At 43.1% G+C, this 6,346-nt stretch carries 3 protein-coding genes; all 3 read left to right on the top strand.

Going from position 1 to position 6,346, the window contains the following annotated elements:
• Positions 1-3,355, top strand: a 3,355-nt coding sequence (locus QSE00_RS15445) for a Calx-beta domain-containing protein (protein ID WP_286106615.1), incomplete at its 5' end; no start/stop codon positions are given.
• Between the two features lie 8 nt (positions 3,356-3,363).
• Complete coding sequence (locus tag QSE00_RS15440; protein ID WP_286106614.1) at positions 3,364-4,356, top strand: PorP/SprF family type IX secretion system membrane protein; 993 nt, start codon at positions 3,364-3,366, stop codon at positions 4,354-4,356.
• A gap of 13 nt (positions 4,357-4,369) precedes the next feature.
• Complete coding sequence (locus QSE00_RS15435) at positions 4,370-6,301, top strand: OmpA family protein (protein WP_286106613.1); 1,932 nt, start codon at positions 4,370-4,372, stop codon at positions 6,299-6,301.
• Positions 6,302-6,346: the final 45 nt, after the last annotated feature.

Here is a 6,346-nt window from a genome sequence, read left to right as displayed (position 1 = left end):
GGGCGGTGGCACTGCTGAATTTGACATAGTACTTGATAGCGAACCTACTGCCAACGTAACGATACCCTTGAACAGTAGTGATGTATCCGAGGGTACGATAGCGGTGGCCAATGTGGTCTTTACTGCTGCGAACTGGAACGTAGCCCAGACGGTGACGGTCACCGGGGTTGACGATGCCCTTGTTGACGGGGATATTGCCTATACGATAGTAACTGGTGACGTTACCTCGGCGGACCTGTCCTATGATGCACTTACGGCGGCCAATGTAGCCGACGTTTCGGTGACCAATACGGACAACGACAGCTATGTCGCGAGCATTACCGCGAACGACTCTACGGCCTCTGAGACGGGCAGTGCCACTGGACAGTTCACGGTGGACCTTGGCACGGCCAATACTACTGGTGGCGACATCGTGGTAAACTTCAGTATCGCAACTGGGGGATCCAATGCCACGAATACAACAGATTATGCGGACATCGGTACTAGCGTATCGATAGCCGATGGAGACCAGACGGGGACCATAACCATTACACCGGTAAACGACGCATTGGTTGAGGGCCCGGAGACGGTTATATTGACCCTGGCAGCTGGTACGGGCTATGTTGTTGTTGGCGCCCCTAACAATACAGCTACAGTTACAATAACTGATGACGATACCGCCGGTGTTTCCATTGATGACGTTTCCGTCAACGAAGGTGATGGCACTGCCAGCTTTACCGTTACCTTGAATGGGGCCCTTCTTTTGGGAACCACAGTTTCTTTTGTTACAGCAAATAGTACTGCCTTGGCAGGGTCGGATTATGAGGCACAATCTGGTAGCGTTATATTCGCCCCATTGATTGCTAATCAAACCCGAACAATTACAATTGATATTAATGAAGATACCCTGGTGGAGGGGAACGAAACCTTTTTTGTAAACCTGACCAATGCCACCGGTTTTGCCCAAATTGGAAAGGCCCAAGGTGTTGGGACTATCCTGGACAACGACAGCTACATTGCAACCATTACCGCAACAGACGCCGACGCAGCGGAAAGTCCGTTAGATCCAGGTACGTATACCGTGGGACTGAACACTACCAACCTAACCGGCAACCCTATGGTAATTAATTATACTGTAAGCGGTACTGCTGTTACCGGTACGGATTATATAGCCCTTTCCGGAACTGTCTCCATAGGTGATGGACAAGAGAGTGCTTCCATAACTTTGACCCCGATAAATGATTCGGAAGTGGAAGTAGGATTGGAAACGGTAATCGTAACCTTGGCAAGTGGTACTGGATATACGGTTGGGGCCCCCAACAATGCCACTGTAAATATAGACAGTGAGGATGTTGCAGGAATTTCCATAGATGATGTGGTGGTAAATGAAAGTGATGGTACTGCCACCTTTACGGTTACGCTCAACGCAAATGTTCCTGCAGGAGCCACCGTTTCATATGCCACTTCCAATGATTCGGCTGCGGCGGGAACGGATTATGTGGCGGATTCAGGGACACTTTCTTTCTCCGGCTTGAACAACGAAACACAAACCATTGTAATCGATATTTTGGAAGATACCCTGGCCGAAGGAACAGAAAACTTTTTTGTGAATTTATCCAATCCCACTGGTTTGATCCAAATTGATAAAGCCCAGGGGGTAGGCACCATTGCCGATAACGATAATTGTATGGAGGCGCCCTTAATAAATAGTACCCCTACCATTTTTTGCGATGCCTTTACCCAAGATTTGGACGCCTATACGGACAGTCCTGTTCCTGCTGGTTTTGAGCTGATATGGAGCAGTAATAGTGATTTCTCTATTGAGGGTGCCAGGTTAAATACTAGTGTGGTAGATTTTGAGGCTACCTTTTATGGCTTTTTGTATAACGAAAGTACAGACTGTTTAAGTCCACCCTTGGAGGTGACTTTGGTACGTAATGTGCCACCGGAAGTATTGAGTACCGCTCCAACCACTATTTGTGGAAATGGTTCCGCAACTATAAGTGCAACTGTCACTGATGGAGGAAGTTTGTTTTGGTACAGTTCGGAATCTGGTGGAATGCCATTGGGGGAGGGTAGTAACTTTGTAACACCCAGTATTGAGGAAACCACTACTTATTGGGTAGAGGCCTCTGCCAATGAGTGTATTACAGAGCGAACTCCCGTAATTGTAACAGTAGCAGATCTCGTTGTTGTAGGAACTACCACGGACGATACCGCCTGTAGTATAGCTGGTGGTGGAGCTACTACCACAGTGGATTTGGATGATACCAGGTCTGCAGGGGATTCTGGTGTTTGGTCTATTGTAGGGACCCCTCCGAGTACCGTTACCATAGCTGCGGGCAATATTGTTGATTTTGAAGGGGCCGTAGAAGGGGAATACGTTTTTAGGTTTACCACCAATACTGCTGTCTCCCCTTGTGTTGACGAAAGCGTGGATGTAACCATAACCGTTTCTACCTGTACTATGGATAGTGATGAGGATGGACTTTTGGATAGGGATGAAACTGCCTTGGGGCTCAATCCCAATCTTCGGGATACCGATGCCGATGGTATTGATGATGGGGTAGAAGTGGGGCCGGATATTAATAACCCCATAGATACCGATAGTGACGGAATTATTGATGCCCTTGATTCCAATATTTTGGATCAGGACAATGATGGTATTGTAGATCAATTGGATCCCGCCAACGATAATCCCTGTATCCCCAATATTTCGGCTGCCTGCCAAATAGATCTGGCTATTGAGAAGGTGGTGGATAAGGAAAGTATTTTGGTGGGTAGGGAAGTTACATTTACCGTAACACTGACCAATCTAAGTCAGATAATGGTGACCAATATAGCGGTGAACGATCTAGTAAGTTCAGCCAACGGATTTCAGTACGTTAGTAGTTCTACCACCAAGGGTGTGTATGATGAATTGGCAGGAGTATGGCAATTGGATGAGGTTCTGGCAGAGGAGGTCAATACCTTGACCATTACTGCCATTGTACCCGAAATTGGTACTTATCAGAATATTGCGGCCATTGTGGACTCTTTTCCAGAGGATTCCAATGCCACCAATAATACGGCCACGGCTACCGTAACGGGAACCCCGCGTTCCACGGAAGAATGTGGATTCCTCTTTAATCAGATATCCCCAAATGCCGATGGAATAAATGATACGGTATTTATTAACTGTATAACCGATTACCCCAATAATACCCTTCAAATTTTTGATCGCTATGGCAATGAAGTTTTTTCTGCCAATGGCTATGATAATACTTGGATGGGAACTGGTAAAAATGGAGATTTGCCTAAAGGGACTTACTTCTATATCCTAGATCTTGGTGATGGATCGGAAGTTCGAAAAGGTTGGATCCAAATCATAAGATAAAATAGACTATGGATAAAGGAATATACGATAAAGTGTATAGAGATATTTTATTGGTTTGTAGCCTGCTGTTTTTTTCTGTAGGCTCACTTTTTGCCCAGAAAGAACCTCAGTATACCCAATATATGTACAATATAGGAAGTTTTAACCCCGCCTATGTAGGTACGGTGGAAACTCCTGATATTACAGGTCTTTATCGCGCTCAATGGACAGGAATTCCGGGTGCGCCAAAAACTATGAGATTTGGGGTCAACCTGCCCTTGGCCAATGAGAAAAATGGACTGGGATTTAATGTGGTAAGCGATCAATTAGGGCCTACCACCCAAACGTATATAGATGTTGCCTATTCCTTTCAGGTGAAGATCTCGGACGATACCAAACTCTCCTTTGGGGTAGATGCAGGAGGTTCCTTGTTGGATGTGGATTATACCAAAGGCGATTTTGAAAACCCCAGTGAACCCTTGATCAATAATGCCGACACCTTTAATAAGTTTTATCCCACCGTGGGAGCGGGGATTTTTATGTATCAGGAAAATTGGTATGTAGGCTTATCGGTACCTAATTTTTTAACTTCGGGCATTTACGCGGACGAGGTTGCCAATATTGTAGAAGATAAAATGCAGTTTAATTTTATAGGGGGCTATGTCTTTGATTTTAGCGAAGGCCTTAAATTTAAACCGGCCTTCTTAATGAATTATTTAAAAGGCTTGCCCCTAAATCTAAATTTGTCCACTAATTTTTTAATAAACGATATAGTAACTTTGGGGGCGTCCTATAGATTGGATAATGCATTGAGCGGCTTGGCCGGATTGCAGGTTTCCAATAGTCTGTTCGTTGGGTATTCGTACGATTACAATACCAATGGATTGGGCGAATATAGTCAAGGCTCGCATGAAGTAATTTTAAAGTTTTATTTGGGTAGAGCAAGTGGAAAAAGTAAAAAGGACAGTAAAAGAGATCAAAAGGGTATGCCTAAACAAATAGACAGTCCTCGATTTTTCTAAAACAATTACCAATATGAAGTTTAAGTTCGTAGTTATATTTTTAGTCATTTTATCGTCCTTCGGTTTTGCACAGCAAAAAAAATCCAAGGGGGATGTATTGTTTTTTGAATATTCCTACAATCAGGCTATTATTGAATATCAAAAGGAATTAAGGGAGACCAAACTTTCCAATACCCAATATTTAAACTTGGCGGATTCCTACATGAAAGTAGGGAACTACAAAAAAGCATCTGACATATACGTGGATGTTTTTCAGAAAGATACCACTATGTCCAAATATCACTTCAATAAAATGCTGCAGGCCTTGGCCAAGACTTCGGAAGTTGGGAAAGTAAAAGCCTATCTGGCTACAAAGGAAGATAAGTTACCACAGGAATTGATAGAGAATGCCACTTTTAACTATGAACTCATAGCTACCAATAGTGATGAGGAACTGGATTTTGAGATATTCAATATAAGTGGGAATAGTCCTCAATCCGATTTTTCCCCTACCTTTTACAAAGGAAGCTTATTGTTTTCCAGTGATAGGCCTGATGGTTCCAAGAAGGTATATGGCCCCTCCGGGGAGTCTTACCTAAATATTTATGAATCCAAAATTGATCTTCAGGGCAATGTAAAGGATCCCCGGCCCTTCAAGGGTATTGCGGACACTAAATTCCATAGGGCCACCCCCTTTTATTCAGAGGAGTTGAACAATGTGTTCTATGTCCTTTCCAATTCAGATGGTGAGAATTTAGAGTTTAGCGACAAGGGCAAAAATGCCCTTTCCATTGGAATGGCAACCAGCCAAGGATCGTTTAAGTTTATTCTGAGGGATCCTGATACCTCTTTTTATTATCCCTTTTATGAGGCAGCTACCGGACGCTTATTTTTTGCGGCGGATTTTGGTGATGGTTATGGTGGTACGGATATCTATTATGTTTATACCAATGATGGATTGATAATGTCGGCACCAACAAATTTGGGACCTAGGATTAATACTCCAGGGAATGAAATTGCCCCGTTTATTTTTGAGAATAGTTTGTATTTCTCCTCGGATATATTTTATGGCCTTGGGGGAATGGATATTTATAAGTCTACCATCCAGGCAGACGATACCTATAGTATTCCCATTAATCTTGGGCCAGGTATTAATTCTGAAAAGGACGATTTTGGGTTTATTATTAAGAATAACGATACCAATGGACTGTTGGGATATTTTTCGTCCAATAGGAACGGGGGTAAGGGCGGAGATGATATTTACGGCTTTAATGTTAAGGAAAAACCTGGGTTAAAGACCTTGGCCTTAAAGGGGAAAGTGGTTAACCTAACCTCCAACAATGGGGTCTCCAAGGCTCAGGTTAGGTTAATTGATAAGGATGGAAAGCTGGTTAAGGAAGTATTTGCCAACGAGAATGGTGATTACAGTATTGAAATTCCTTTTCAGAATCAGATAACCATTGAGGCTACCAAAAAGAGGCATTCCATTTTTTCTGTGACGTATCAAGATAACGACTTGGAAGGGATTCAAGAGAAAGCTTTCAATATGGGGATTAAATTTTTGGACGATTTGGTGGAGGAACAGGAGGATCAAACGGTTATAAAATTAAAGAAGTTCTATTTTGGTAAGGGGCAGAGCACTATTACCTCGGAGATTGCCCAAGAATTGGATAAGGTGGTGGATGTTATGGGGAGATTTCCCCAATTGCAACTTAGGGTGGAATCACATACCGATAGTAGAGGGGGGTCCAGTTCCAATTTTACCTTATCCCAGAAAAGATCCGATGCCATTAAAAAGTATCTCCTACAAAAAGGGGTGCCTGCGGGCAGTATCCTCTATTCTATAGGTTATGGAGAGGAAAAACTTGTGAATGGTTGTAAGAACGGAGTTTTTTGCCTAGATATGTTACACAAAAAGAACGAGAGATCCTTAATAGTAGTGCTTAATTACAATCTCTTGTATTAGGGTAGTATAATACTTTACAAAATACCTGGACTTTATGCCGTTAAT

The organism is Arenibacter flavimaris (assembly GCF_030291335.1).
GTDB lineage: Bacteria > Bacteroidota > Bacteroidia > Flavobacteriales > Flavobacteriaceae > Arenibacter.
This window is presented reverse-complemented; position numbering and strand designations above follow the sequence as displayed.

Bases quoted from the DNA above. Each gene is read 5' to 3' on its own strand.
- QSE00_RS15440 (WP_286106614.1), top strand. From the start codon at position 3,364: ATGGATAAAGGAATATACGATAAAGTGTATAGAGATATTTTATTGGTT.
- QSE00_RS15435 (WP_286106613.1), top strand. From the start codon at position 4,370: ATGAAGTTTAAGTTCGTAGTTATATTTTTAGTCATTTTATCGTCCTTC.